The organism is Janthinobacterium sp. SUN033 (assembly GCF_030397595.1).
In the GTDB taxonomy this organism is placed as follows: Bacteria; Pseudomonadota; Gammaproteobacteria; order Burkholderiales; family Burkholderiaceae_D; genus Janthinobacterium; species Janthinobacterium kumbetense.
This window is the reverse complement of sequence record NZ_JAPQNV010000001.1, coordinates 1,774,604-1,799,726: the sequence shown is the minus strand read 5'-3', so window position 1 is coordinate 1,799,726 and position 25,123 is coordinate 1,774,604. Positions and strand designations below refer to the sequence as shown.

Here is a 25,123-nt window from a genome sequence, read left to right as displayed (position 1 = left end):
CGCTACTCAACCCGGCATTGAACTTGCTCGCTACGCTTGCAGGGCGCGTGCGGAAAGGTGTGGTCCATGGCGGATAGCAGCACGGGCGACAAGACAGAAAAGGCGTCACAGCAAAAGCTGAAGAAGTCGCGCCAGGAAGGGCAGGTGGTGCGTTCGCGCGACCTGTCGACGGCGCTGGGCATCCTGATCAGCATGAAGGTCTTCATTTACCTGCTGCCAAGCTATCTGCTGAGCTTTCGCGAGCTGTTCGCCATGGCTTTCATGCCGCTCGACAGCAAGGGCGCGCTGGAAAATGCCATGTCGATGGCGTTTACGACGTCGGTGGGCTTGCTGATCAAGATGATCGTGCCGCTGTTTTGCGTGCCCCTGTTCGTCGTGCTCGGCTCCTTGATCCCTGGCGGCTGGGTCATCAGCACGAAGAACTGGATGCCGAAGATGGAGCGTCTGAGCCCGGCCAAGAACCTGGGCCGTCTGTTTGCGCCCAAGCATGCTTTTGAATTCGGCCTGTCCATCGCCAAGGCCGCCGTGCTGGGCATGGTGCTCGTGCATGTGAGCCGCTCCAGCCTGACGCAGTATGTGGATTTGCAACACCGGCCCCTGCAGCAGGCCATGCTCGATGGCTCGGCGCTGATGCTCGACGGCTTGATGGCGCTCATTTCCGTCTTTGTCCTGTTTGCCATCATCGATGTGCCGGCGCAGGCGTTTTTCTTTGCCCGCAACCAGCGCATGAGCAAGCAGGATGTCAAGGAAGAACATAAAAGCAGCGAAGGGCGTCCCGAAGTGCGCCAGCGCATCCGCCAGCTGCAGCAGCAGATCGGCCGGCGCAGCGTGCGCAAGACCGTGCCCGACGCCGACGTGGTGATCGTCAATCCCGAGCATTACGCCGTCGCGTTGAAGTATGACCAGGACCGCGCCGAGGCGCCGTTTGTCGTTGCCAAGGGCGTCGACGAGATGGCGCTGTATATCCGGCAAGTGGCGAAGGAACACGATATTGAAACGCTGGAGTTGCCGCCGCTGGCGCGCGCCATCTACAACACCAGCCAGGTGCAGCAGCAGATTCCCGTGCAGCTGTACCAGGCCGTGTCGCAGGTGCTCAACTACATCCTGCAGCTGAAAGCATTCCGTTCTGGGCAGCGCGCTGCCCAGCCCCCATTTCCCACCGAGGTGGTCGTGCCATCTCATTTGAGCGAGGTAGTACCTTCATGAATTTCCTGAACCGGTTGGTTGCCGAAATGCGCCGCCACAAGTTCGCCACGCCGCTGTTCCTGCTGGTGATCCTGGCAATGATCATCCTGCCGCTGCCGCCGGTGCTGCTCGATATCTTGTTCACTTTCAATATCGTGCTGGCACTGATCGTCATCCTCGTCAGCGTGTCGGCCAAGCGGCCGCTCGATTTCTCCGTCTTCCCGACGGTGATCCTGGCCACCACCATGCTCAGGCTGACCCTGAACGTGGCGTCGACGCGCGTGGTGCTGCTGCACGGCCACACGGGCGCGGATGCGGCCGGTAAGGTGATCGAGGCGTTTGGTAACGTCGTGATCGGCGGCAACTTCGTCGTCGGTATCGTGGTCTTCGTGATCTTGATGATTATCAACTTCGCCGTCGTCACCAAGGGCGCCGAGCGTATTTCCGAAGTGTCCGCGCGCTTTACCCTCGATGCCTTGCCGGGCAAGCAGATGGCCATCGATGCCGACCTGAACGCCGGCCTGATCAACCAGGAAAAAGCCCAGATCCGCCGCAAGGACGTGGCCGCCGAAGCGGATTTCTACGGCGCCATGGATGGTGCGTCGAAGTTCGTGCGCGGCGATGCCGTTGCCAGTATCCTGATTTTGATCATCAACATGGTGGGCGGCGTGGCCATCGGCTCGCTGATGCACGACCTGTCGTTCGGCGACGCTTTCCGCCAGTACGCACTGCTGACCATCGGCGATGGCCTGGTGGCGCAGATTCCGGCGCTGCTGCTGTCGGCTGCGGCCGCTATCCTGGTGACCCGCATCAGCGATTCGGGCGACTTCGAACAGCAAGTGGCGGGCCAGGTGCTGACGTCGCCGACGGTGATCTTCAGCGCGGCCGGCATGATGGTGGCGCTGGCCCTGATTCCGGGCATGCCGTGGTTCATGTTCATGACGTTTGCCGCTGTGCTGGCCTTCGTGGCCTGGCGTTTGACCAAGCGCGTGAAGGGGCCGGACGCGGCCGGCATGGCGGCCATCGAGGCGGCCTTGCGCGAGGAGCGCCCGGCCGAGCTGGAGTGGCAGCAACTGCCTGCCGTGCAGCCGCTGATGGTGATGCTAGGCTATAAACTGGTCGGCATGGTTGATAAAACGCAAGGCGAACCGTTGAACAAGCGCGTCAAGGGCGTGCGCCAGAGCCTGTCCGAAGCGATGGGCTTGCTGTTGCCGAATATCGGCGTGCGCGACGACCTGGCCCTGAAGCCGTCGCAATACGCGATCGTGCTGTCGGGCACCGTGGTGGCGCAGGCGGAAGTGCAGGCCGACCGCCTGATGGCGATCCCGTCGCCGAACGTGTATGGCCAGCTGGACGGCATTCCCGGCATCGAGCCGGCCTACGGCATGCCCGTCACGTGGATCGAGCCGGGCGAGAAGGCGCATGCGCTGGGTCTCGGCTACCAGGTCATCGAGGCGCCCAGCGTGATCGCCACGCACTTGTCGAAGATGGTGCGCGAATACTTGCCGGAACTGTTCCGCCACGAAGACGTCTCGAACATGATGGAACGCCTGACGGCCCTGTCGCCCAAGCTCGCCGGCGCGCTGGACAAGGCGCTCACGCACACGCAGCTGCTGCGCGTGTTCCGCGTCTTGCTGGCGGAAAATGTGTCACTGAAGGATATCGTACCCATCGCCACCACCTTGCTCGACAGTTCGGAAACGACCAAGGACCCGATCCTGCTGGCGGCCGAGGTGCGCTGCGCGCTGCGGCGCCAGATCGTCAGCGGCCTGTTCGGCCAGAAGATGGAAATGCAGGCGTTTAACCTGGGCGGCGAACTGGAAAACATGTTGCTCGGTTCGCTGAACCAGGCGCGCCAGGCGGGCAAGGTGACTTTGGATAACTATCCGATCGATCCGCACCTGCTGTCGCAGTTGCAAGTGAACATGCCGGTGGCGCGCGAGCAGATGAAGCAGCAGGCCACGCCGCCGTTGTTGCTGGTGCTGCCGCAGATCCGTCCGCTGCTGGCCCGCTATGCGCGCCTGTTCGCGCCGGGCCTGCATGTGCTGTCGTACAACGAAATCCCGGAAAACCGCGAAGTGAGCATCATCGGCACGGTGGGATAAAACGCTGGCATGAAAAGAAAAACGGCGCTGCGGGCGCCGTTTTTTTATGCTGTATCAATTCTGTTGCGTCAATCCTGCTCGTCGATGGGCGGCAGCAGGTCGTGCTCCTGGCCGTCGGCCAGCAGCAGCACGGTGCGGCCTTGCACCGTTTCTTCGTCGTCGCCATAGTCGTAACCGAGCGGCGCCGCCACTTCCTTCGAGACGATGATGGTTTCCTCTTCGGCCGCGTCCGCGGGGGCTGCGGGCGCATCGGGATCGGCCGCCGCTTCCGCTTCCGGCTGCGTCAGCAGCAGCGCCACTTCGGCCATGGCGCGGAACAGGGCCAGCGACAGCGAGGCGGCGCCCGCCTGCATCGGGTAATTGCCGTGCACGCGCTGCGCGTGCAGCTGGCGGTTCAGGCGGCAGCGCACGACGCGCAGGCCGGCGCGCCGCACGGCGTCGGCGATCTCGGGCAGGGCCAGGCGCACATGGCGCAATGCGGCTTCCTCGTCGGCGGCCAGCTCCAGCAGCACGCCGTCGCCGGACGGTTCCATCTGGATCACGACCCGGCCGATGCCGATGATGATCAGTTCCACGCGCAGCGCCACCTTGCCGCGCCGCCGGGGCGTTGCATCGTCTTCCTCGTCGCTGGCCAGCACGCGCAGCAGCAGGCGCTGGCCACCCCAGCCATACACGGCGAAGCGCCACGCTTCGCTGTCGACCGTCAACGGCGGGCGGGCGCCTTCGCGCAGCAGGGCTGGTTGCTGCTCGGCCATGAACAGGTTGCCCGGCACGTGCTGGCCGCGCGCCTGTTCCTGCAAGGCCGCATATTGTTCGCCGTATGTCTTGACCATCACGCGCCACGAGGCGGCCAGCTGCGCCGCGTCGGGCGGCTGCCAGACCAGCTGGCGCGTGAAGAACAGTTGATTGACTTGCATGGCGCTGCTGTCGCGCGGCATGGCGCCGCCCGTCCCGTCGGCATTCGGCTTGATGAGGGACGCCAGGCTGTCCTGGCCCTGCTGTTGCAGCTGGGCGGGCAGGGTGCCGGCGTCGGGCGCGGGCGCCATGTAGGGGCCGATGGGCACCAGCGGCTGGACCACGCCCGGCACCATCGGCGTGGCGGGGCTGACGTCGAAGCGCTGGGTAATCAGGGGAACCGGGTTGCCCGATGAAATGCGGTCTATCGCCATGCCACTGTGTCCAGATGAAAGTCTATAAGAGCCGGTGAATCAGGCGGTATCAGCCATCATGGCTGCAACAGGGACAGTATCATTTTCTGCATGCTCTGGCTTTGCTTGAGCATCGCCGTGCTCGCCTGGAGCAACATTTGTGCCGAGACCATGTTGGCGCTTTCCGCCGCGTAATCGACATCCATGATGCGGCCGATGGCGGCCTTGGTATTGGTGACCATGTTGGCCAGGTTGTTGTGCACGTGGTCGAGGCGGTTGGCCGCCGCGCCCAGGGCCGAGCGCACGCCGCCGACCTGGTCGAGCGCCGCTGCCAGCTGGTCGATCATGTTGTTGGCGCTGCCATTCGTGCCGATTTCGCTGCCGGCCGTGCCGCTGGCGGCAAAGTTGGCCGAAATGGCTTTCAGCAAGGTGTCCAGGCCGCCCATCTTGCCTGACACGTCGAACTGCATGGTTTCGCTGCTGCTGGCGCCGATCTGGAAGGTCATCGCCTCCGACAGGGTGCCCTTGCCGGCACTGCCGTTGCCCAGCAGCAAGCCGCCGCCGTAGGAAGTGTTGGTCATGACGTTGTACAGCTCGAGCCCCAGCGCATCGTATTCGGACTGCATGGCGTCGCGGTCGGTCTGGTTGGACGAAGCGTCGGCGGCCTGCGTGGCCAGGTCTTTCATGCGCACCAGCATGTCGGTGACTTCGCCAAACGCGCCTTCGGCCGTCTGCAGCATCGAGGTGCTGTTCTGCGTGTTGCGCATGGCCACCGTCATGCCGCTGACCTGGGCACTGAGGCGCGTGGCGATCTGCAAGCCGGCGGCATCGTCCATGGCCGAGTTGATGCGAAAGCCGGTGGACAGGCGCTGCATCGACGTCGCCAGCCGGCTTTGCGCACTGGCGGCGGCGCTTTGGGCGTACATTGCGGCGATATTGGTGTGAATGCTCAGCACAAGGCGGCTCCGGTGGGCGGTGAGGGTGAATCGGGTCTACCTTGTATAGGCGACTGCGCCGCCCGCATTGTTAAATCGAAAGGCAATATAGTCAAATAAATACGTTTCGCGCATAAAAAAAGCCAGACCGCAGTCTGGCTTGGCGTTGCTGGCCGCAAGCGGCCCGGCAAAGATTATTGCAGCAAGGACATGACCATCGAGGACATGCTGTTGCTTTGTTTCAGCATCGCGGTGCCGGCTTGCAGCAGCATTTGCGACGAGGTCATGTTCGAGCTTTCGGTGGCGAAGTCAACGTCCATGATGCGGCCGGTAGCGGCCTTGGTGTTGGTGGCGATGTTCGACAGGTTGCTGTTGACGTGGTCGAGGCGGTTGGCGGCGGCGCCCAGGGACGAGCGGATCGTGCCGACATTGTCGATGGCATTTTTCAGCAGGTCGATCGTGGCGTTTGCCGTGCCGGTCAGTTCCGTGCCGACGCCGGCGCTGGTTGCCTTGAAGTTGTTGGCGGACAGGCCTTTCAGCGCGCCGTCCAGCGTGACCATGCCTGCTTGCACGGTGAAATCCATGGTTTCCGACTTGGCGGCGCCGATCTGGAAGGTCATCTTGGCTTCCGACAGGGTGCCCTTGCCGGTCGTGCCGTCGCCCAGCAGATTCTGGCCGCCGAACGTGGTATTGGTCATCACGTTGTACAGTTCCAGGCCCAGTGCGTCGTATTCGGCTTGCATGGCGGTCTTGTCGGCCGTGTTCGACGAAGCATCGGCAGCTTGCGTGGCCAGATCTTTCATGCGCACCAGCATGTTGGTGACTTCACCGAACGCGCCTTCAGCCGTTTGCAGCATCGAGGTGCTGTTTTGCGTGTTGCTCATGGCGACCGTCATGCCGCTGGTCTGTGCTTTCAGGCGGGTAGCGATCTGCAGGCCGGCAGCGTCGTCCATTGCCGAGTTGATGCGGTAGCCGGTCGACAGGCGGGTCATCGAGGTCGACAGTTGCGATTGGGTCTTGGCGATCGAGTTCTGTGCGGACAGCGATGCGTTGTTGGTGTGAAGGCTCAGCATTGTATTGCTCCTGGTAAGTGAATTCGTCGAGCGGCAGGTAATTTCTTGCCCTCACCCCTACAAGGCGACAGGGGAGCGTCTTTCATTAAATTCCACATGGAAATTTTTTATCTGGCGCGCCGCCATGAAAAAAAGCCCCGGCAATCGCTTGCCGGGGCTTTCATACAGCGCGAGGCGCCGGTGATTATTGCAGCAAGGACATGACCATCGAGGACATGCTGTTGCTTTGTTTCAGCATCGCGGTGCCGGCTTGCAGCAGCATCTGCGACGACGTCATGTTCGAGCTTTCGGTGGCGAAGTCGACGTCCATGATACGGCCGGTAGCGGCCTTGGTGTTGGTCGAGATGTTCGACAGGTTGCTGTTGACGTGGTCGAGGCGGTTGGCGGCGGCACCCAGTGCCGAACGTACCACGCCGATGCTGTCGATGGCCGAAACCAGGCTGCCGATGGCGGCGTTGGCGCTGGCGGTCAGTTCGGTGCCCAGGCCGGCGGCGCCGAAGTTGGCGCTGGCCGAACCCAGTGCGGCGGTGACGCTGCCCATCGAGGTGGACAGGTTGATGCTCATCGTTTCCGACTTCGCGGCGCCGATCTGGAACGTCATGGCGCTGGCGATGGTGCCGCCGGTCAGCAGAGCTTGGCCGCCGAACGTGGTGTTTTTCATCACGTTGGACAATTCCAGGCCCAGTGCGTCGTATTCGGCTTGCATGGCGTCTTTGTCGGACGTGTTCGACGAAGCATCGGCAGCTTGCGTGGCCAGATCTTTCATGCGCACCAGCATGTTGGTGACTTCACCGAACGCGCCTTCAGCCGTTTGCAGCATCGAGGTGCTGTTTTGCGTGTTGCTCATGGCGACCGTCATGCCGCTGGTCTGTGCTTTCAGGCGGGTAGCGATCTGCAGGCCCGCAGCGTCGTCCATTGCCGAGTTGATGCGGTAGCCGGTCGACAGGCGGGTCATCGAGGTCGACAGTTGCGATTGCGTTTTGGCGATCGAGTTTTGTGCGGACAGCGATGCGTTGTTGGTGTGAAGGCTCAGCATTGTATTGCTCCTGGTAAGTGAATTCGTCGAGCGGCAGGTAATTTCTTGCCCTCACCCCTACAAGGCGACAGGGGTGCGCCTTTCATTAAATTCCACATGGAAATTTTTTATCTGGCGCGGCGCCATGAAAAAAAGCCCCGGCAATCGCTTGCCGGGGCTTTCATGTGGCGCGAGGCGCCGGTGATTATTGCAGCAAGGACATGACCATCGAGGACATGCTGTTGCTTTGTTTCAGCATCGCGGTGCCGGCTTGCAGCAGCATCTGCGACGAGGTCATGTTCGAGCTTTCGGTGGCGAAATCGACGTCCATGATGCGGCCGGTAGCGGCCTTGGTGTTGGTCGAGATGTTCGACAGGTTGCTGTTGACGTGGTCGAGGCGGTTGGCGGCGGCGCCCAGTGCCGAACGTACCACGCCGATGCTGTCGATGGCCGAAACCAGGCTGCCGATGGCCGTGTTGGCCAGGGTTTTCAGTTCGGTGCCGCCGGCGGTACCGGCGAAGTTGGCGGTGGCCGAACCCAGTGCGGTGGCGACGCTGCCCATCGAGGTGGACAGGTTGATGGTCATCGTTTCCGACTTCGCGGCGCCGATCTGGAACGTCATGGCGCTGGCGATGGTGCCGCCGGTCAGCAGAGCTTGGCCGCCGAACGTGGTGTTGTTCATCACGTTGGACAATTCCAGGCCCAGTGCGTCGTACTCGGCTTGCATGGCGTCCTTGTCGGCCGTGTTCGACGAAGCATCGGCAGCTTGCGTGGCCAGGTCTTTCATGCGCACCAGCATGTTGGTGACTTCGCCGAACGCGCCTTCAGCCGTTTGCAGCATCGAGGTGCTGTTTTGCGTGTTGCTCATGGCGACCGTCATGCCGCTGGTCTGTGCTTTCAGGCGGGTGGCGATCTGCAGGCCGGCAGCGTCGTCCATTGCCGAGTTGATGCGGTAGCCGGTCGACAGGCGGGTCATCGAGGTCGACAGTTGCGATTGGGTCTTGGCGATCGAGTTTTGTGCGGACAGCGATGCGTTATTGGTGTGAAGGCTCAGCATTGTATTGCTCCTGTAGGATATATTCAGCGAGACGCGCTATTTTTCTGCTCTCACAAGCACAAGGCGGCTATTTCTGCTTATGTATTAAATGCTACATGGAAATATTTTTTAGCTGGCCGCTGGCCTGCGATGATTTTTATTGCCATGGAAATTATGATTAAAAATGCATCTTTAACTATTTTTCACGGCATCCCGCGCGCGCAATTGCTCTTCCGCAATTAACAGCCCCTGGTCGCGGCTGTTGATACGCTTCGCCGGTGTGCCCGCATAGATTCCCCACGCCGGCAGGGACCTGGTGACCAGGCTGAGCGCGCCCACGGCGACGCCTTCGCCAAGCTGCGCGCCGGGCAGCACCACGCTGCCCGAGCCGATGATGACGTGCCTGCCCAGGTGGACGGCGCCGCTCTTGCAGTTTGTAAATTCCGCCGGCACGGTGGGGTTGGTCATGCTCGCTCCGCTGTAGTCATCGGTCTTGCTGTACAGGCGCACGCCTTGCGACAAGCCGGCGTAGTCTTCCAGCGTGATGCCTGCGCCGCCGGAGAGAAAGCAGCCGCCGCCAATGTGAACGTAGCTGCCGATGCGGATATGGCCACCTGCCGCCACCAGCGTGCTGTAGCCATCGATGCGCACGTTGTTGCCGATCGCGATATTGTCGATGCCGATGATGACGCAGTTCCTGGCGATGCGCACGTTGTGGCCGAGGCTGCGAAACCCCGCGCCGTGCAAGTCTTCTTCGGTGTAATAGCCGGGATTGAAAAGTTCAGACATGGTCATCCTTGTGCGGGTGTGCGGCGCCGGCGCCGGCTTCCAGGTGGCGGCGCTTGCTTTCCGCCAGTTCGGCAATGATGCGCAGCGCCTCGCCGTCGTCGGCCGTCATGTTTTGCAGGAAATGCGCGTTATTCTCGCGTATCCAGCTCAGCGGCAGTTCCCACCAGGCCAGCGCCAGCAGGGCTGCGCGCACTTCCTCGCTGAAGCGGAAGCGCAGCAGCCGCGCCGGCGTCCCTGCGTAAATGCCGTAGGGTTCGCTGCGGAAATTGGGCGGCACCAGCGTGCGCGCACCGATGACGCAGCCATTCTCGATGACCGCGCCGCCCAATATCATCGCCTCGTCGCCGATCCACACATCGTTCTTGATGACCGTATCGGCATATTGGGGAATCGGGCTGTTTTCCAGGCCCATGCCGCCCAATGCCAGAAGATACGTGGAAATGGTGCGCATGTCGTGCTGGCCGTTGAGGATGAAGCGCAGATTCGCGCCGCCGGAAACGTAGCGCCCGATTTGCAGGTGCTGCGCGGTCGAATCGTATTTGGCTTGCGAACCGATGCCGATGCCGGAACAGCGGCCGATGGTAAATTGCCCGAAGTCCGGCTCATTGCCCAGCCAGTTACGGAAAAAGCCATGCGGTATCAGGGTCTGTCCGCCACTTTTATAGGACAGCACGGTAAATTGTGCCGCCCAGCGATGGTCGTCGATGGTGCCGAAAAAGTCGGTGTCTGTGGAAATATTCATGGAGTCAGGCCGGGCTGTACGTGACGCTCGACGATGGCGCAGATGGCATCGACCTGATCGAGACCCAGGCCGGGATAGATGGGCAGGCAGATGATTTGCCGCGATGCCTGCAGCGCGTTCGGCAGATTGCTGTGGGCGGCGGTCGGCATGCTGCGGTACATGGGGAAGTCGCTGATGAGCGGATAGAAATAGCGGCGCGCATAGATATTCTCGTCCCGCAGCAGCTGGAACAGTGCGTCGCGGCTGGTGCCGTAGGCTTCCTTGACGAGTATGGGGAAGTAGGAATGGTTGGCCGATTCTTCCTCTCCCGCCGGCAGGCAGTCGATGCCGGCGATGGCCGCCAGCCGTTCCCGGTAGCGGCCATCGATGGCGCGCCGCTGCAGGCGAGCCGCGTCGATGCCCTTCAATTGCAGGAGGCCGAATGCGGCGTTGATCTCGCTCATCTTGCCGTTGATGCCGGGCGCCACCACCGTCACTTCGTCGACGAAGCCGAAATTTTTCAGATGGTCGATGCGTTGCTTGGTCTTGGCGTCGGGGCAGACGATCGCGCCCCCTTCAAAGGTATTGAAAATCTTGGTGGCGTGAAAACTCAGCACGGACAGGTCGCCGCATTTGAGCACGCTGCTGCCCTTGTGCCGCACGCCGAACGCATGCGCCGCGTCGTAGATGACTTTCAAGCCATAGTTGTCGGCGATCTTTTCGATGCGTTCCACGTCGCAGGGACGGCCATAGCAGTGCACCGGCATGATGGCGGTGGTGTGCGGCGTGATGGCTGCCTCGATCCTGGCGGGATCCATATTCAGGCTCAGCGGGTCGATATCGACAAAAATGGGCTTGATGCCATTCCACAGCAGCGAATGGGCGGTGGCGACGAAGGAATAGGGCGTGGTGATCACTTCGCCGGTGATGCGCAGCGCCTGCAGGGCCGTGATCAGCGCCAGCGTGCCATTGGTAAACAGGCAGATGTGCTTGACGCCCAGATAGTCGCACAGCGCCTGTTCCAGTTGCTGGTGGAACGGGCCGCCGTTGGTGAGGATTTTGTTTTCCCAGATTTCTTCCAGATACGGCAGGAAATCTTGCAAATCCGGCATGAGCGGCTGCGTGACGTAAATGGGCTTCTTGTCGCTCATGACTGCACCGCCTGCTTGCTGGCGTCGTCGGGCGCAATGGCGAACGATGCGGGCGGCAAGCCGCCGCACCAGCGCTGCCACATGGTGCGGAAAGCCTGTTCCATATTGTGGGCAATCGCCCGGGAGTCGGCCAGCGCCGACTCTTGCATGCGGTTGCGCAAGTCTGCGCGCAGGACGGCCAGTTGCATGATGTTGTTAGACAAGAATATTCCTTTCCGGACGAAATCGTCGTCGTCGGTCGCGATGAAGGCGTCGAGCCCCACATGCTGCAAGATGCAGGCGCCGGCATGGCTCGGTACGCTTGTACCCTTGAGCGTCAGCGTGGGCACACCCATCCACAGCGCGTGCAGCGTGGTGGTGCCGCCCGTGTACGGGAAGGTGTCGAGGCAAAGGTCGATTTGCTGGTGCAGGGCCAGATAGCCGCCCAGGTGGGTGCGGCCGTGGAAGGTCAGGCGGTCGGCGGCGATGCCTTCCTGCGCGAACCAGGCTTGCAAGGTGGCGATGTCGCTGTCCTTTTGCATGGCTGCCAGATGCATTTTCGCTTCGGGCAGGGCCCGCAGCAGCTTTGCCCAGCGGGCGATGACGCCTGGATTGAGCTTGCTGAGCCGATTGAAGCTGCCGAAGGTCAGGTAGCCGTTGCCCAGCGCGGGCGCGCGGACCAGTTCCGGGGAGTCCGACGATGGCAGGAAGGGCACGCTGGCGGGCAGCAGCACGACTTTTTCCGTGAAGTACTTTTCATCGACGTCGAATTGCGGGTCCGTCAGGTAGTAATCCATGGTTTTCAGGCCCGTTGTGCCGGGATAGGCGATCCAGCTGACCTGAATCGGCGCCAGTTTGCGGCCAAAGGCCGTCAGGCGGTTGAAGGCCGTATGGCTGGACAGGTCGACCAGGATGTCGATGCCGTCTTCGCGGATCTTTTCCTGCAAGTTGCTGTCGCTCACCTCGATGATATTTTGCCAATGCGGGAAATAGCCGCGCAGGCGCTGCGTGACGGCGTCTTCCAGCGTATTGTTGTAATAGGCATACAGGCTCAGGCCGGGGCTGGCGCTCAGGTGCGCGATCACGGGCACGACGAAATTGGACACCACGTGCGAATTGAAGTCGCCCGAGACAAAGCCGACCCTGATGCGCCGCGCGGGATCGTTGTCGTTGTGGAAACCTTGGCCTTCCGCCGTCCCGGCCGTGGACGGGTGGTCGAAGGCGTCGCCGAAGCGGCAATGTTCCTCAAACAGGCGTTGGGCGTCGATATCGATGCTATGGCTGAGGCAAAACAGCAGACCGCTGTGGCTTTCCGGAATATGCGGCGCCACCGTCCGCGCGCGATAGCCGCTGGCGATGGCTTCCTCCAGGTGGCCTTCGGCATGGAGTAGCGAGCACAGATTGATTTCCGCCGCTGCGTAGTCGGGCTTGATTTCCAGGGCGCGCTGGAACGCGGCCAGCGCTTCCTTGCTTTTGCCCATGGTGCGCATGACATTACCTAAATGAAAGTGCAATTCTTCATCATCTGGTTCGGATTCCATGGCCGTGTTGAGGCACGTCAATACATCCTGATACTGTTTCAGCGCCAGGTAGGCGGCGACCAGATTGTTCCGTGCCGCCCGGTAATCGGGTTTGATCTGCAGCGCGCGCTGGAAGCTGCGCACGGCGTCCTGCACATTTTTGTTTTCGTGCAGCGCCTGGCCGAGCCGGTTGTGCGCTTCGGCGTCGTCGGGCAATGCAAGGGTGGCGGCGCGGAAGCTGTCGGCAGCGGCGCCAAACTGTTTCTGGCGCAGCAGCGCATTGCCCAGGTTAAATGCCGCCAGCGCGTAGTCCGGCTTTAAGGCAAGGGCGCGGCGATAGCTCGCCACGGCCTCGTCCAGCCGGTTTTCCGCCTGGAGCAGGTTGCCCAGGTTGCAGTGCGCCTCGGCGAACGCAGGCTCGATTTCCAGCGCCCGCAGGTAGCAGTCGCGGGCTGCATCGAGTTTGCCGGCCGTTTGCCAGGCATTGCCCAGGTGGCCATGCGCCTGCGCATCGTGCGGCGTCAGTTCCACCGTCCGCTGCAGCGTGGCGAGGGCATCCTTGCCTTGCAGTTGCAGGGCCGTGCCCAGCACGCTCCAGCCGAATGGCGAGTCGGGATAGCTTGCCAGCAATTGCCGGCAGGCCGCTTCCATCTGCGCATGCTGGCCTGCCTGGTACAGCTGTACGATGTGGTCCATTTCCGGCTGCGACGGCGACAGGGCCGCCAGCGCGACGGCTTCCTGCGCCTGCCGGCGCAGCGCTTGCGAAGCATCGTTGTCCAGTCCGCGGGCGATGGCGGTGTCGACGATGTCGAGCGCTTCGTCAGGCTGTCCCGCCTGCAGCAATCCCTGCGCATAGGACAGCCAGAACTGGCCTTCGTCCGGGGCGACGGACAGCGCCTTGCGCAAATACGGCAGGCCGGCCACGTGCTGGCCTACTTGTCCGGCCAGCAAGCCCAGGTTGTGGTTGGCGATGGCATGGTAGGGGTGGGCCTGCAGGATCGACAGGTAAATCTCTTCCGCCTCGGCAAAACGCCCTGCCTGGTGTTCAGCGATGGCTTGCTGTAATTCGGTGTCGGGGGAGACTGCGGGAGGGAGGGTCGGGTGCATGGGCTGAGGCTGGCAGAAATGTTTAGCAACGGGAATTGTAACTGGTGACAGTGCCCGTGAGAAACTTTCCGAGGGGAATTTGTTGACGCACGCCGCGCGAATGCGCACTTGCTGTTGCAGTTGGTCCAAAGTGCGGGCAATTCTGATCCTTCCGACAAAAAAACAGCGCACTGCCGGATGGGAGTGCGCTGTTCTGGCCGATTGTCAGCCGCTGCTGCGGAACCTTGCGATTACATATTCGGATAGTTCGGCCCGCCGCCGCCTTCCGGTGTCACCCACACGATGTTTTGCGTCGGATCCTTGATGTCGCAGGTTTTACAGTGCACGCAGTTCTGCGCATTGATCTGCAGGCGTTCGGCGCCGTCGTCGTTCTTCACGAACTCGTACACGCCGGCGGGACAGTAACGGGCTTCCGGACCCGCATACGTGGCCAGGTTGACGTCGACGGGCACGCTGGCGTTCTTCAGCGTCAGGTGGATCGGCTGGTCTTCCGCGTGGTTCGTGTTCGAAATGAACACGGACGACATCTTGTCGAAGGTCAACTTGCCATCGGGTTTCGGATACACGATCTTCTTCGACTGGGCGGCCGGTTTCAGGCATTCGTGGTCGCCATGCGAGTGGTGCAGGGTCCACGGCGCCTTGCCGCGGAAGATCAGCTGGTCGATGCCCGTCATCAGGCTGCCCAGGTACAGGCCTTTCGACAGCCATGGCTTGACGTTGCGCGCCACGTGCAGCTCTTCATGCAGCCACGATTGTTCGAAGGCGACAGGGTAGCTCGTCAGTTCGTCGTGCTGGCGCTGTTCGCCCAGCGCGCCGAAGGCCGCGTCCGCCGCCAGCATGCCGCTCTTGATGGCCGCGTGGCTGCCCTTGATGCGGCTCATGTTCAGGAAGCCCGCATCGCAGCCGATCAGCGCGCCGCCGGCGAACACCAGTTTCGGCAACGATTGCAGGCCGCCGGCCGCAATCGCCCGCGCGCCGTACGAGATGCGCTTGCCGCCTTCGAAGAACTTGCGGATTTCCGGATGCGTCTTGTAGCGCTGGAATTCCTCGTACGGCGACAGGTACGGGTTTTCGTAGTTCAGGCCGACCACATAGCCCACCATGACCTGGTTGTTTTCCAGGTGGTACAGGAAGGAGCCGCCGTAGGTTTTCGTGTCCAGCGGCCAGCCGCTCGAGTGGATCACCAGGCCCGGCTTGTGCTGGGCCGGGTCGATTTCCCACAATTCCTTGATGCCGATGCCGTAGGATTGCGGGTCCTTGCCGGCGTTCAAGTCATACTTGGCCATCAATTGCTTGCCCAGGTGGCCGCGCGCGCCTTCGGCGAACAGGGTGTACTTGGCGTGCAATTCCATGCCCAGCTGGAAGTCGGGGCCCGGTTCGCCGTCGCGCTTGACGCCCATGTTGCCGGTCGCCACGCCTTTGACGGAACCGTCGTCGTTGTAGAGGATTTCCGCGGCAGGGAAGCCGGGGAAGATTTCCACGCCCAGGTTTTCCGCCTGCTGGCCCATCCAGCGCACCACATTGCCCAGCGAGACGATGTAATTGCCATGGTTCTCAAAGCAGGCCGGCACGGCGAAGCCCGGCGTCTTATACGCTTTCGTTTCGGTCAGGAACAGGATGCGGTCTTCCGTCACTTCCGTGTTCAGGGGCGCGCCCAGTTCTTTCCAGTTCGGAATCAGTTCGGTCAGCGCTTTCGGGTCCATGATGGCGCCCGACAGGATATGCGCGCCCAGTTCGCCGCCTTTTTCCAGCACGCAGACGGACACTTCCTGGCCCTTTTCAGCGGCCAGCTGCTTCAGGCGGATCGCCGCGGCCAAGCCTGCGGGGCCACCGCCGACGATCACCACGTCATATTCCATGGTTTCGCGCGGTCCGTACTGTTCAACTAAGTTATTAGGCTGTGTCATGGTCTCGATTTATAGTCACTCAATTAGGTAGCAAGGATAGGGAATAAAGCATCATCGGGGAAATTTAAGCACGAGTGTGCTTGTTTTTGACGAGGATTGCAACTTTGGCGCCATTTTGCGTGACATTGCCCCTCGCCGCAATCTAAATCCGGCCATTTTGTGTAATGATGGCGTTTACCTTTGCTCAAGTGCGACGCAGGGTATTTTGCCCCTGCGCCATCGGCACGGCGTAAAGTGTTATCTAAAATAAAACAGGAGTAGCTCGTGGGCATAGAAGTCAATTTCGAGGGCAAGATTGCCCTGATTACCGGCGCATCGAGCGGCCTCGGCGCGCGCTTTGCGAAAGTGCTGGCCCAGGCCGGCGCGCAGGTCGTGCTGGCGTCGCGCCGCACCGAACGCCTGAAGGAATTGCGCGCCGAAATCGAAGCCGATGGCGGCGCCGCGCACGTGGTGTCGCTCGACGTGACCGACTTCGCCAGCATCAAGTCGGCCATCGCGCACGCGGAAACGGAAGCGGGCCCCATCGATATCCTCGTCAACAATTCCGGTGTCTCCACCACGCAACGCCTGGTCGACGTCACGCCCGAGGATTACTCGTTCGTGATGGATACCAACCTGCGCGGATCGTTCTTCGTGGCCCAGCAAACGGCCAAGCGCATGATCGCGCGCGCCAAGGGCGACCCGAAGAAGCAGCACCGCATCATCAATATCGCCTCGATGGCGGGCTTGCAGGTGCTGCCGCAGATCGGCGTGTATTGCATGAGCAAGGCGGGCATGGTGCACATGACGCGCGCCATGGCCGTGGAGTGGGGCAAGTACGGCATCAACACGAACGCCATCTGTCCTGGTTACATTTCCACGGAAATCAACGAAGATTACTTTGCCACCGAACAGGGCAAGAAATTGATCGAAATGTTGCCGAATAAACGTCCGGGCAAGCCGGAAGACCTCGACGGCCTGCTGCTGTTGCTGGCGGGCGAGGATTCGCATTTCATCAATGGCGCCATCATTTCCGCCGATGGCGGCATGAGCACCTTTTAACGCCATAAAACCTGCTGCGCGTCGCGCTTCGCGGCCACAAATCGCTGCCGCTCGCGACGGTTTTACTTGGCGTTAAACGATAGTCACCATGGCTGCAGCCCTAGCGCTGCAGCTGCAGTCCCACCAGCTTATGCACCAGCTCGGACGACGTCGAGGCGGCGAACTTGCGCATCAGCTTGGCGCGGTGCATTTCCACCGTACGGGGGCTGAGGTCGATCTGGCGGGCGATGACCTTGCTGGTCTTGCCTTCCACCAGCAGGGCGGCGATTTCGCGCTCGCGCGGCGTCAGTTCCGCCGTCACGGGACGTTTCTCGCTGACATCCTCGAACGTCCAGATGCCCGGCCCCAGCGGCTGTGCGGCCAGCATGGCGTGGCCCGTGACGTGGCACCAGAACAATTCACCATTACTGCGGCGCATGATGCGCTCGTCCGAATAGCGGCCCCTGGCGTTCATGATGGGGATGATGCGGTCACCGGTGCGCAGGAATTCGTCGTGCGTGGGGTAGAGTACTTCGAACGACTGGTCGTCCAGCTGGGCGCGCGCATAGCCGAACATGGCCGCCAGCGCTTCGTTGCAGCTGCGCATGATGCGGTTTTCCGACATGCACATGCCCACGGGCGCGTGCAGGAAGATACTTTCATAATCGATGGCTGACGCGGCGTTCATCTGATACGTATCACTCTCACAGGGGGATTGCCGGCACGGCGCCGGTAGTTCTACGGTATTGTACTTTCCACTCGCGTATTTTATGCTGAGTCGCTGCCTGAGTCATGGACTCAAGACCAAAGCTTAACAAAAGATAGAGGGACACCCATGAATAAAGTTTATCCTGACGCCGCCTCGGCGCTGGCCGGTATCGTCCAAGATGGCCAGACCATCGCCGTTGGCGGCTTCGGCCTGTGCGGCATCCCCGAAGCCCTGATCGGCGCCTTGCGCGATTCGGGCGTGACGGGCCTGACGGCCATTTCCAACAATGCCGGCGTCGACGGTTTCGGCCTGGGCCAGCTGCTGACCACGCGCCAGATCAAGAAAATGATCGCCTCCTATGTGGGCGAAAACAAGGAATTCGCGCGCCAGTACCTGGCCGGCGAACTGGAACTGGAATTCACGCCGCAAGGCACCCTGGCCGAGAAGCTGCGCGCCGGCGGCGCCGGCATTCCCGCCTTCTTCACGAAAACCGGCGTGGGCACCATCGTCGCCGACGGCAAGGAACTGCGCGAATTCGACGGCGAACAATACGTGATGGAACGCAGCCTCGTGGCCGATGTGTCGCTGGTGAAAGCCTACATGGCCGACCGCGCGGGCAATTTGGTCTACCGCAAGACGGCGCGCAATTTCAACCCGAACGTGGCCATGGCGGGCAAGATCACCATCGTCGAAGTGGAAAAACTGGTCGAAGTGGGCGAGATCGACCCGGACCAGGTGCATACTCCCAGCATCTTCGTGCACCGCATCGTGGTCAATGCGAACCCGGAAAAACGCATCGAGCAGCGCACCGTGCGCACTGACTAATAAATAGAAGATTTACGCATGGCAAAACCGTAGCGAGCGGCAGTGATTTGTGGCTAAGAAGCGCAACCGTACTTTAGTACGGTGAGCATCGCAGGCCGCAAAGCGCGCCGCACAGTAGGTTTGGACAGGCGTTCCACGAAAATTGAGGGAGATGATAATGGCTTGGACACGTGACGAAATGGCCGCGCGCGCGGCAAAGGAATTGCAGGATGGCTTTTATGTAAACCTGGGCATCGGCTTGCCGACCCTGGTGGCGAACTATGTGCCGGAAAATATCGAAGTGTTCCTGCAGTCGGAAAACGGCTTGCTGGGCATCGGCCCGTTTCCCACGGACGATGAAGTCGATGCTGACCTGATCAACGCGGGCAAGCAGACGGTGACGGCCTTGCCGGGTGCCGCCTACTTCAGCTCGGCTGACTCGTTTGGCATGATCCGCGGCGGCAAGATTAACCTGGCCATCCTGGGCGCCATGCAAGTGTCGGAAAAGGGCGACCTGGCGAACTGGATGATCCCAGGCAAGATGGTCAAGGGCATGGGCGGCGCGATGGACCTCGTCGCCGGCGTCAAGAGAGTCGTCGTGCTGATGGAACACGTGGCCACGGCCAAGGATGGCACGACGTCGCACAAGCTGCTGAAACAGTGCGACTTGCCGCTGACGGGCGTGGGCGTGGTCGACGTCATCATCAGCGACCTGGGCGTGATCGACGTGACGGAAAACGGCCTGAAGCTGGTGGAACTGGCGCCGGGCGTGACCAAGGAACAGGTGCAGGCGGCCACGGGCGCTGAATTGGACGTTTCTGCCGTATAAAACGGATCGTCGCAGGCAATGAAAGGGCGGACAGCGATGTCCGCCCTTTTTTTTTATGCGCCTGCCTTGCCGCGCAAGCCGTCCAGGCTGCAGGCGCCGGCGCCTGCCACTGCGAAATACAGGAAGGTGAAGCAATACATGACGGCCATTTCGCCGCCGTTCAGGATCGGCAGGAAGCCGGCAGGCGCATGCGCCATGAAGTAGGCGGCCGCCATCTGGCCCGACAGGATGAAGGCGACGGGGCGAGTGAACAGGCCCACCAGCAGCAAGCTGCCGCCGACGAGCTCGATGACACCGGCCGCGCCCATCACGGACAACAGTTGCAAGCCGTCGAACATGGCCACGTGCGGCGCGCCGAACAGTTTGGCCGTGCCGTGTTGCAGGAAGAGGAAGCCGAGAATGATGCGCAGCAGGCCCAGCAGGCGTGGGTTCCAGGTGGCGTAGAAGGCGGGCGAGAGGGACATGACGTACTCCATTCAAAGGTGAGGATGGTTCGGTGTCAGGCTTGCATTAACGCAATGTCATTATGCGGGAACCAGGTGACGAACAGGTGACAGTACTGTAATGGTTTTTCATTCATTGATCATACAGTAAAATATTGATGCATGATTTACTGTTTGTTGATGATGCAGGCAAAAGCCTGCGCGCATGAAAAAAGCCCCGCAGATCGCTCTGCGGGGCTTTTCAATGAAGAGTACAGCTTACTTGACGATATTCACGGTCGGGGCGACATACGCGTCGTCGGTCGGGTGGGTTGGATGGGCCAGCTCGCTGTGCAGCTTGTCCATGTCCAGTTCTTTTTCCCATTTCGACACGACGATGGTGGCCACGCCGTTGCCGACAAAGTTGGTCAGCGCGCGGCATTCGCTCATGAAGCGGTCGATGCCCAGGATCAGCGCCATGCCGGCCACGGGGATGGTCGGCACCACGGCCAGGGTGGCGGCCAGGGTGATGAAGCCGGCGCCCGTGATGCCGGACGCGCCTTTCGAGGTCAGCATCGCCACGCCCAGGATGGTCAGTTCCTGCCAGATGGTCAGTTCCGTGTTGGTAGCTTGCGCCACGAACAGGGCAGCCATGGTCATGTAGATATTGGTGCCGTCCAGGTTGAACGAGTAGCCGGTAGGCACGACCAGGCCGACGACTGGCTTGGAGCAACCGAGGCGTTCGAGTTTTTTCATCAGGGCCGGCAGGGCCGATTCCGACGAGCTGGTACCGAGCACGATCAGCAGTTCTTCCTTGATGTACAACAAGAAGCGGCCGATGGAAAAGCCCGTGTACTTGGCGATCAGGCCCAGCACGACGAAGACGAACAGGAAGCAGGTCAGGTAGAAGGAACCCATCAGTTTCGCCAGCGGGATCAGTGAAGCCAGGCCGTATTTACCGATGGTAAAGGCCATCGCGCCGAATGCGCCGATGGGAGCGACTTTCATGATGATGTTGACCATGCCGAAGATGGCATGCGACAGCTCGTCGATCAGCTTGGTGACCGGCCGGCCGCGCTCGCCCAGCAGGGACAGCGAAAAGCCGAACAGGATGGCGATCAGCAGCACTTGCAGGATGTCGCCCTTGGCGAAGGCGTCGACGAAGGTCTTCGGGATGATATTCATCAGGAAGTCGACGGTGCTCATGCCTTCGGCGTGCGTGTATTGCGCGATCGACTTGGCGTCCAGGTGGGCCGGATCGGCGTTGAAGCCGGCGCCCGGTTTGAGGATGTTAGCAACCAGCAAGCCGATGGCCAGCGCGAAGGTGGAGACCACTTCGAAGTACAGCAGCGCTTTGCCGCCCACGCGGCCGATTTTCTTCACATCCTGCATGCCGGCGATGCCGGAGACCACGGTACAGAAGATCACCGGGGCGATGATCATCTTGATCAGTTTGATAAAGCCGTCGCCCAGCGGTTTCATGTCGACGGCGTTCGATGGGTAGAACACCCCCAGCAGCACGCCAGCCACGATGGCGAACAGCACCTGTACGTACAGGATTTTATAGAATGGTTTTTTCACGAGTGGTCTCCTCTTGCGGGTTGATGCTGCGATCATCCGCCCATTGCCAGGCAGGCTCAATTGTGGATAACCGCAGATATGCATTTTCGCTATATCGGGTATTGCGCCATGGCGAAGGTGCCAGTGCTGTGCTGCGCCGCAGCATTTCAGGCGCGCGCTTGGAGCATTGCCCGCGCTGCGCTACACTGCCGTAGCGTCGCGCGCGAGGCAACCGGCAAATCGCCGGTTTCTTTGTTTTTTACTACCAAATAACGACGCCGGACAAATCCGTAGCGAGCGGAAGGGAGTTGTGGCCGAGAAGCGCAACCGTACTTTGGTACGGTGAGCATCGCAGGCCGCAACCACCGACGCGCAGTAGGTTTTCTCCGGTGTTATAAGGAATCGCATGATCGAAGCCAGCATCAAAACCGTCCAGTGCATTTCCCCCGCAGGCTTGCACACCATGTCGTATAAAGAGTGGGGCGCGGCGGACAATCCGAACGTGCTCGTCTGCGCCCATGGCGTGACGCGCGTGGCGGACGACTTCGACAACCTGGCGCGCGCCATGGCCAGCGATTACCGCGTGATCTGCCCCGACGTGGTGGGACGCGGGCGCTCGGGCTGGCTGGCCAACCCGCAGTTTTACCGCGTGCCGCAATATGTGAGCGACATGGTGACCCTGCTGGCGCGCGTGCTGGCCAATGGCGAGCGCCAGACGGTGGACTGGTTCGGCACCTCGATGGGCGGCTTGATCGGCCTGGGCCTGGCATCGTTGCCGGACAGCCCGATCAGCAAGCTGGTCTTGAACGATATCGGCCCGACACTGGCGCCGGAAGCCTTGCAGCGCATCGGCGACTACATCGGCCAGGACCTGCGTTTCGAGACATTCGAGCAAGGCGCCAGGTTCGTGCGCGACGTGTCCGCCAGCTTCGGTCCGCACACGGACGCGGAATGGCATAAACTGGCGGTGGATGTGTTGCGCCAGGATAAGGATGGCCACTGGCGCCGCCACTATGATATGGGACTGGCCATGCCGTTCCGCTCGGCCACGCCGGAATCGGCGGCCAGCGACGAAGCCATGCTGTGGGCCGCGTATGATGCCGTGCGCTGCCCCACCTTGCTGGTGCGCGGCTCGGAATCCGATCTGCTGTCGCACGAGACGGCCACGCGCATGCTGGGCCGCGGCCCGAAGGCGGAGCTGGTGGAAATCGCCGGCGTCGGCCATGCGCCCACGTTCGTGCACGACGACCAGATCGCCATCGCCCGCAAATTTTTGCTGGGCAAGTAATACCGCTGTACAGATTTTGAAACAACCGAAAGAAGAAGCATGGAAATTACACGACTGCACGTAGGCAAACGCCTCTCCGAAGTAGCCATACACAACAACACCATCTACCTGGCTGGCCAGATCGCGGAAGACACCACGCAAGGCATCGTCGGCCAGACGCGCGAAGTGCTCGGCCACGTCGACCGTCTGCTGATGGAAGCGGGCAGCGACAAGACTTGCATCCTGTCATGCCAGATATACATCGCCGACATGAAAGATTTTCCCGGCATGAATGAAGTGTGGGATGACTGGGTGGCTTCCGGCCACACGCCGCCGCGCGCCACGGTGGAAGCGAAGCTGGCCAATCCGGCTTGCTTGGTGGAAATCGTCATCATCGCTGCAGAGCGTTAAGTTATTCAGTTGTTGAGTTATTAAGTTTAAAGGTATTACATGGTTTCCATCTCGGCCCCGAATAGCGTCACCTCGGAACAACTGGTAGAGGGCTTGAGTGCGCCGGACAGCGCGCGCGTGCTGGACGCGCTCGCGTATGCCACCGAAGCGTATGGCGACAAGCTGACCTTTGCCGGCCGCTCCGCGCTGGAGTTCGCCCTCGGCGTGGCCACCACGCTCGCTTTCCTGCGCAGCGATGCGGAAACGCGCATCGCCGGCCTGATGTTCGAGCTGACCCTGCTGGAACCCGACACGGCGGCCGATATCGAGCCGCGCTTCGGCAAGCAGGTGTGCGACCTGGCAACAGGCGTGCGCCAGCTGATCCGTTTGCGCGCGCTGACCCAGGCGCAGCATGGCAGCGCTGGCGGGCGCGGCAAGAATGCGGCGCAGCAAGCCGTGGCCCAGGTGGAAACCCTGCGCAAGATGTTGCTGGCGATGGCGTCCGACATGCGCGTCGTGCTGGTGCGCCTGGCTGCCTGCGTGACCACCTTGCGTTACTTTGCTGAACTAAAACTGTTCAATGAAATGACGCGCGAGTATGGCAAGGAAACGCTGGACCTGTACGCGCCGCTGGCCAACCGCCTCGGTATCTGGCAGCTGAAGTGGGAACTGGAAGATTTGTCGTTCCGCTTCATCGAGCCGGAAGCGTATAAACGCATCGCCAAGATGCTGGAAGAAAAGCGCATGATGCGCGAGGGTTTTGTTTCCTCGGCGATCTTGCGCCTGCAGACGGAGCTGGCCTCGGCCGGTATCCAGGCGGAAGTGTTTGGCCGCCCGAAACACATTTACAGCATCTGGAACAAGATGCGCGGCAAGGAGCTGGACTTTACGGCCCTGTACGACGTGCGCGCCTTCCGCGTCATCGTCGCCGACGTGAAAACCTGCTACACGGTGCTGGGCGTGGTCCACAATATCTGGACCCCCATCCCGAAAGAATTCGACGATTACATTTCGCGGCCGAAACCCAACGGTTACCAGTCGCTGCACACGGTGGTGACGGCCGAGGATGGCCGTCCGCTGGAAGTGCAAATCCGCACGAATGAAATGCACAGCTTTGCCGAGTACGGCGTGGCCGCGCACTGGCGCTACAAGGAAGAGGGCGGCTCGAACTTTGCCGGCCAGAAATACGACGAAAAGATCGCCTGGCTGCGCCAGTTGCTGGCGTGGAAAACCGAGGTGGCCGACGCCGTCGTAGGCCAGGAAGAAATCCAGCGCGAATGGGTGGAAAAGCTGAAATCCGCCACCCTGGACGACCGCATCTTCGTCATGACGCCGCAGGCGCGGGTGCTGGAATTGCCCGTGGGCGCCACGCCCGTCGATTTTGCGTATCACCTGCATACGGACGTGGGCCACCGCTGCCGCGGCGCCAAGGTCGACGGCATCATGGTGCCGTTAAATACGCAATTGAAGAACGGCCAGACCTGCGAAATCATCACGGCCAAGGGTGCGCCGGGCACGGCGGGGCCGTCGCGCGACTGGCTCAGCGCCGGCTACGCCGTCAGCACGCGCACGCGCTCGAAGATACGCGCCTGGTTCCACGCCATCGACATGCAGGAAACCCTGGCCCACGGCCGCGCGCTGGTGGAAAAGTCCTTGCAGCGCGAAGGCAAGACGGCCGTCAACCTCGAAGCGCTGGCGCAAAAGCTGGGCTTTGCGAAAGTCGACGAACTGTTCCTGTCGGTCGGCAAGGATGAATTCAGCCTGCGCCACGTGGAGCAGGCGCTGCACGACAATGGCGAAGTGGTGGTGCCGGAAGACGCCGTTCTGGTCGGCAAAAGCCGCGCGTCCAGCGTGGAGCAGGGCGCCAAGTCCGGCGTGCTGGTGGTGGGCACGGAAGGCCTCATGACGGTGCTGGCCAAGTGCTGCAAGCCGGCGCCGCCGGACAGCATCGTCGGTTTCGTGACGCGCGGCAAGGGCGTCTCGATTCACCGCGCCACGTGCAAGAACTTCGAGGAAATGCGCGCCAAATCGCCCGAGCGCGTGATCTTCACGGAATGGGGCAGCACGGGCGGGCACGACACCGTGTATCCGGTCGACATCTTCATCCTGGCCGGCGACCGCCAGGGCTTGCTGCGCGACATCTCCGAAATCTTTTCGCGCGAAAAGATCAACGTGATCGGCGTCAACACCCAAAGCGCCAAGGGCCAGGCCCGCATGACGTTTACGGCCGAGATCAGTTCGACGGCGCAGTTGTTGAAGGCGCTGAATGTCATAAAAGATGTGAGTGGGGTGCTGGAAGCCCGGCGTAGCTGACTTTATTCCATCCTTAGCCAACAATTTTTCGGTCGCCGTCTCTTTACGTTAGCCTGCATATTATCTCCAACCCGTCGGATTTGGTGACGCCGAAAGGTGGTCTAATCTCAAATTTCGGTAAAGCCCATGCAGCTGATA

The 25,123-nt window shown here is 61.4% G+C and carries 21 protein-coding genes; 8 read left to right on the top strand and 13 right to left on the bottom strand.

Annotated elements, in window-relative coordinates; translation table 11 throughout:
* The first annotated feature begins 66 nt into the window (after nucleotides 1-66).
* Nucleotides 67-1,206: a flagellar type III secretion system protein FlhB gene (locus tag OX460_RS08240; RefSeq protein ID WP_077403194.1), complete on the top strand. Its 1,140-nt coding sequence runs from the start codon at nucleotides 67-69 to the stop codon at nucleotides 1,204-1,206.
* On the top strand, nucleotides 1,203-3,290 hold the full coding sequence (locus tag OX460_RS08235) for a flagellar biosynthesis protein FlhA (RefSeq protein WP_251349166.1): 2,088 nt from the start codon (nucleotides 1,203-1,205) through the stop codon (nucleotides 3,288-3,290). Before OX460_RS08240 ends, OX460_RS08235 begins: the two co-directional genes overlap by 4 nt.
* 68 nt (nucleotides 3,291-3,358) lie before the next feature.
* On the opposite strand, the gene OX460_RS08230 is transcribed toward OX460_RS08235, so the two are convergent.
* The 10 genes from OX460_RS08230 to OX460_RS08185 all read right to left on the bottom strand — a co-directional run bounded on the left by OX460_RS08230 (nucleotide 3,359) and on the right by OX460_RS08185 (nucleotide 15,671).
* Nucleotides 3,359-4,459 (bottom strand): hypothetical protein, encoded by a 1,101-nt coding sequence (locus OX460_RS08230; protein ID WP_289898368.1) that lies wholly within the window; start codon nucleotides 4,457-4,459, stop codon nucleotides 3,359-3,361.
* A gap of 56 nt (nucleotides 4,460-4,515) precedes the next feature.
* Complete coding sequence (locus OX460_RS08225) at nucleotides 4,516-5,394, bottom strand: flagellin (protein WP_099664379.1); 879 nt, start codon at nucleotides 5,392-5,394, stop codon at nucleotides 4,516-4,518.
* A gap of 173 nt (nucleotides 5,395-5,567) precedes the next feature.
* Nucleotides 5,568-6,446, bottom strand: coding sequence for a flagellin (locus tag OX460_RS08220; RefSeq protein ID WP_077403203.1), 879 nt, complete (start codon nucleotides 6,444-6,446; stop codon nucleotides 5,568-5,570).
* Between the two features lie 184 nt (nucleotides 6,447-6,630).
* Nucleotides 6,631-7,482 carry a flagellin gene (locus OX460_RS08215; protein WP_099664378.1) on the bottom strand — a complete coding sequence of 284 codons (852 nt, stop codon included), beginning with the start codon at nucleotides 7,480-7,482 and terminating at the stop codon, nucleotides 6,631-6,633.
* A gap of 184 nt (nucleotides 7,483-7,666) precedes the next feature.
* Nucleotides 7,667-8,518: a flagellin gene (locus OX460_RS08210; protein ID WP_099411526.1), complete on the bottom strand. Its 852-nt coding sequence runs from the start codon at nucleotides 8,516-8,518 to the stop codon at nucleotides 7,667-7,669.
* A 171-nt stretch (nucleotides 8,519-8,689) separates the two neighbouring features.
* Nucleotides 8,690-9,286: an acyltransferase gene (locus tag OX460_RS08205; RefSeq protein ID WP_251349163.1), complete on the bottom strand. Its 597-nt coding sequence runs from the start codon at nucleotides 9,284-9,286 to the stop codon at nucleotides 8,690-8,692.
* Complete coding sequence (locus OX460_RS08200; RefSeq protein ID WP_289898367.1) at nucleotides 9,279-10,028, bottom strand: CatB-related O-acetyltransferase; 750 nt, start codon at nucleotides 10,026-10,028, stop codon at nucleotides 9,279-9,281. Before OX460_RS08200 ends, OX460_RS08205 begins: the two co-directional genes overlap by 8 nt.
* A complete protein-coding gene (locus OX460_RS08195) occupies nucleotides 10,025-11,158 on the bottom strand; it encodes a DegT/DnrJ/EryC1/StrS family aminotransferase (protein ID WP_289898366.1) in 1,134 nt (377 codons plus the stop codon). Before OX460_RS08195 ends, OX460_RS08200 begins: the two co-directional genes overlap by 4 nt.
* A complete protein-coding gene (locus OX460_RS08190; RefSeq protein ID WP_289898365.1) occupies nucleotides 11,155-13,764 on the bottom strand; it encodes a tetratricopeptide repeat protein in 2,610 nt (869 codons plus the stop codon). Before OX460_RS08190 ends, OX460_RS08195 begins: the two co-directional genes overlap by 4 nt.
* Nucleotides 13,765-13,994: 230 nt before the next feature.
* Nucleotides 13,995-15,671, bottom strand: coding sequence for an electron transfer flavoprotein-ubiquinone oxidoreductase (locus tag OX460_RS08185; protein ID WP_289898364.1), 1,677 nt, complete (start codon nucleotides 15,669-15,671; stop codon nucleotides 13,995-13,997).
* Nucleotides 15,672-15,935: 264 nt separating this feature from the next.
* Here OX460_RS08185 and OX460_RS08180 point away from each other — a divergent pair, with 264 nt between their 5' ends.
* Nucleotides 15,936-16,712, top strand: coding sequence for an SDR family oxidoreductase (locus OX460_RS08180; RefSeq protein ID WP_034752351.1), 777 nt, complete (start codon nucleotides 15,936-15,938; stop codon nucleotides 16,710-16,712).
* A gap of 100 nt (nucleotides 16,713-16,812) precedes the next feature.
* On the opposite strand, the gene OX460_RS08175 is transcribed toward OX460_RS08180, so the two are convergent.
* The gene (locus tag OX460_RS08175; protein WP_099664373.1) at nucleotides 16,813-17,379 is read right to left on the bottom strand and encodes a LuxR C-terminal-related transcriptional regulator; all 567 of its coding nucleotides are present in this window, start codon (nucleotides 17,377-17,379) and stop codon (nucleotides 16,813-16,815) included.
* A 147-nt stretch (nucleotides 17,380-17,526) separates the two neighbouring features.
* Here OX460_RS08175 and OX460_RS08170 point away from each other — a divergent pair, with 147 nt between their 5' ends.
* On the top strand, nucleotides 17,527-18,225 hold the full coding sequence (locus OX460_RS08170; protein ID WP_099664372.1) for a CoA transferase subunit A: 699 nt from the start codon (nucleotides 17,527-17,529) through the stop codon (nucleotides 18,223-18,225).
* Nucleotides 18,226-18,382: 157 nt separating this feature from the next.
* Entirely contained in the window at nucleotides 18,383-19,033 is a 651-nt protein-coding gene (locus OX460_RS08165) for a CoA transferase subunit B (RefSeq protein WP_077403229.1), read from the top strand.
* Nucleotides 19,034-19,086: 53 nt separating this feature from the next.
* On the opposite strand, the gene OX460_RS08160 is transcribed toward OX460_RS08165, so the two are convergent.
* Both OX460_RS08160 and OX460_RS08155 read right to left on the bottom strand, forming a co-directional pair.
* The gene (locus OX460_RS08160; RefSeq protein WP_289898363.1) at nucleotides 19,087-19,497 is read right to left on the bottom strand and encodes a DoxX family protein; all 411 of its coding nucleotides are present in this window, start codon (nucleotides 19,495-19,497) and stop codon (nucleotides 19,087-19,089) included.
* Between the two features lie 237 nt (nucleotides 19,498-19,734).
* Nucleotides 19,735-21,072 carry a dicarboxylate/amino acid:cation symporter gene (locus OX460_RS08155; protein ID WP_251349159.1) on the bottom strand — a complete coding sequence of 446 codons (1,338 nt, stop codon included), beginning with the start codon at nucleotides 21,070-21,072 and terminating at the stop codon, nucleotides 19,735-19,737.
* A 349-nt stretch (nucleotides 21,073-21,421) separates the two neighbouring features.
* Between OX460_RS08155 and OX460_RS08150 the strand changes: the two genes are divergently transcribed.
* Genes OX460_RS08150 through OX460_RS08140 form a run of 3 tightly spaced genes read left to right on the top strand, consistent with a single transcriptional unit; the run spans nucleotide 21,422 to nucleotide 24,985 of the window.
* A complete protein-coding gene (locus tag OX460_RS08150) occupies nucleotides 21,422-22,303 on the top strand; it encodes an alpha/beta hydrolase (protein ID WP_289898362.1) in 882 nt (293 codons plus the stop codon).
* A 39-nt stretch (nucleotides 22,304-22,342) separates the two neighbouring features.
* Nucleotides 22,343-22,693, top strand: a complete 351-nt coding sequence (locus OX460_RS08145; protein ID WP_034784210.1) for a RidA family protein — start codon at nucleotides 22,343-22,345, stop codon at nucleotides 22,691-22,693.
* A gap of 39 nt (nucleotides 22,694-22,732) precedes the next feature.
* On the top strand, nucleotides 22,733-24,985 hold the full coding sequence (locus tag OX460_RS08140) for a bifunctional (p)ppGpp synthetase/guanosine-3',5'-bis(diphosphate) 3'-pyrophosphohydrolase (protein ID WP_077403237.1): 2,253 nt from the start codon (nucleotides 22,733-22,735) through the stop codon (nucleotides 24,983-24,985).
* The last annotated feature ends 138 nt before the right edge of the window (nucleotides 24,986-25,123 follow it).

Excerpts from the sequence above, each read along its gene's own strand:
- OX460_RS08230 (WP_289898368.1), bottom strand. The coding sequence starts at position 4,459 with ATGGCGATAGACCGCATTTCATCGGGCAACCCGGTTCCCCTGATTACC.
- OX460_RS08150 (WP_289898362.1), top strand. The coding sequence starts at position 21,422 with ATGATCGAAGCCAGCATCAAAACCGTCCAGTGCATTTCCCCCGCAGGC.
- OX460_RS08235 (WP_251349166.1), top strand. The coding sequence starts at position 1,203 with ATGAATTTCCTGAACCGGTTGGTTGCCGAAATGCGCCGCCACAAGTTC.
- OX460_RS08215 (WP_099664378.1), bottom strand. The coding sequence starts at position 7,482 with ATGCTGAGCCTTCACACCAACAACGCATCGCTGTCCGCACAAAACTCG.
- OX460_RS08185 (WP_289898364.1), bottom strand. The coding sequence starts at position 15,671 with ATGACACAGCCTAATAACTTAGTTGAACAGTACGGACCGCGCGAAACC.
- OX460_RS08220 (WP_077403203.1), bottom strand. The coding sequence starts at position 6,446 with ATGCTGAGCCTTCACACCAACAACGCATCGCTGTCCGCACAGAACTCG.
- OX460_RS08190 (WP_289898365.1), bottom strand. The coding sequence starts at position 13,764 with ATGCACCCGACCCTCCCTCCCGCAGTCTCCCCCGACACCGAATTACAG.
- OX460_RS08160 (WP_289898363.1), bottom strand. The coding sequence starts at position 19,497 with ATGTCCCTCTCGCCCGCCTTCTACGCCACCTGGAACCCACGCCTGCTG.
- OX460_RS08165 (WP_077403229.1), top strand. The coding sequence starts at position 18,383 with ATGGCTTGGACACGTGACGAAATGGCCGCGCGCGCGGCAAAGGAATTG.
- OX460_RS08205 (WP_251349163.1), bottom strand. The coding sequence starts at position 9,286 with ATGTCTGAACTTTTCAATCCCGGCTATTACACCGAAGAAGACTTGCAC.
- OX460_RS08210 (WP_099411526.1), bottom strand. The coding sequence starts at position 8,518 with ATGCTGAGCCTTCACACCAATAACGCATCGCTGTCCGCACAAAACTCG.
- OX460_RS08140 (WP_077403237.1), top strand. The coding sequence starts at position 22,733 with ATGGTTTCCATCTCGGCCCCGAATAGCGTCACCTCGGAACAACTGGTA.
- OX460_RS08175 (WP_099664373.1), bottom strand. The coding sequence starts at position 17,379 with ATGAACGCCGCGTCAGCCATCGATTATGAAAGTATCTTCCTGCACGCG.
- OX460_RS08200 (WP_289898367.1), bottom strand. The coding sequence starts at position 10,028 with ATGAATATTTCCACAGACACCGACTTTTTCGGCACCATCGACGACCAT.
- OX460_RS08240 (WP_077403194.1), top strand. The coding sequence starts at position 67 with ATGGCGGATAGCAGCACGGGCGACAAGACAGAAAAGGCGTCACAGCAA.
- OX460_RS08155 (WP_251349159.1), bottom strand. The coding sequence starts at position 21,072 with ATGATCGCAGCATCAACCCGCAAGAGGAGACCACTCGTGAAAAAACCA.
- OX460_RS08170 (WP_099664372.1), top strand. The coding sequence starts at position 17,527 with ATGAATAAAGTTTATCCTGACGCCGCCTCGGCGCTGGCCGGTATCGTC.
- OX460_RS08195 (WP_289898366.1), bottom strand. The coding sequence starts at position 11,158 with ATGAGCGACAAGAAGCCCATTTACGTCACGCAGCCGCTCATGCCGGAT.
- OX460_RS08145 (WP_034784210.1), top strand. The coding sequence starts at position 22,343 with ATGGAAATTACACGACTGCACGTAGGCAAACGCCTCTCCGAAGTAGCC.